Genomic DNA, 751 nt, shown 5'->3' on the forward strand with positions numbered 1-751 from the left:
CCCGCGGACCCCGTCCCCGTTGCCTGACGCCGCCCGGCCGCTGACCCCTTGGGGGGTCCCCTCTCGGTAGCCGCCGAAGAGGACACCACCATAGCTAGGCTTGCGCGAGCCTCGCCTGCTTGCGCACGGCGAGCTTGTCGAACCTGGTGGCCGTGGCTCGATGGCGTTTGAGCCGGTTGATGCCGCACTCGACGGCGTGACGCTACTGTAGATGTGGGCGTCGAAGGTCGGCGAATGGTCGGAGTACCTCCGTTGCGTCAGCTCGCCGCAGGGGAGCTGCCCGCCGGTGACCTTGAGGTCCGGCTGGAGCGGGTCGACGGCGAGACTCTCAGGTGGTCATGGGCCGCCGCCGACGAGCCGATCTTCCCTGATCCGCTGGACACGCTGCCGGAAGACGAGTCGAGTACCGTACGGCTGACGTCCGGCCCCGACGGCTTCACGCTGCGGCACGAGGGGGTGCTGGGTCGGCACGCCTTCGCCCTCGGCCTGATCTGGGACCATCTGCTAGTCGCCGCCGGGTCGTATTCGTGGGTGGAGACGTTGCGTGGGCAGGCGGCCGAGGCGACCGCATTGGCCGAGAAGTACCGCCGCCTGCGGGCCGAGCGGTGGGGAGGTGCTCCACCGTCGGATCGCGTCCGCGGACTCTTCAGCTAAGGCGTGTTTCATAAGCTGGGTCAGAGCCATTCGCAGATGATGGTGATGGTGAGGATGGCCTGGAACCGGACGGCCAGCTTGTCGTAGCGGGTGGCTA

General features: G+C 68.2%; 1 protein-coding gene and 1 pseudogene. One reads left to right on the forward strand and one right to left on the reverse strand.

Features of this window, described 5'->3' with window-relative positions; all coding sequences use genetic code 11:
- Positions 1-94: 94 nt before the first annotated feature.
- Positions 95-202 (reverse strand): annotated as a pseudogene (locus ABZ794_RS33845) (IS5/IS1182 family transposase); the annotation flags it as partial.
- A 32-nt stretch (positions 203-234) separates the two neighbouring features.
- Between ABZ794_RS33845 and ABZ794_RS33850 the strand changes: the two are divergent.
- Positions 235-654 (forward strand): hypothetical protein, encoded by a 420-nt coding sequence (locus ABZ794_RS33850; protein ID WP_210787559.1) that lies wholly within the window; start codon positions 235-237, stop codon positions 652-654.
- Positions 655-751 lie beyond the last annotated feature (97 nt).

Origin of the sequence: Micromonospora sp. NPDC047187 (genome assembly GCF_040643355.1) — a bacterium.
Classification (GTDB): domain Bacteria; phylum Actinomycetota; class Actinomycetes; order Mycobacteriales; family Micromonosporaceae; genus Micromonospora; species Micromonospora salmantinae.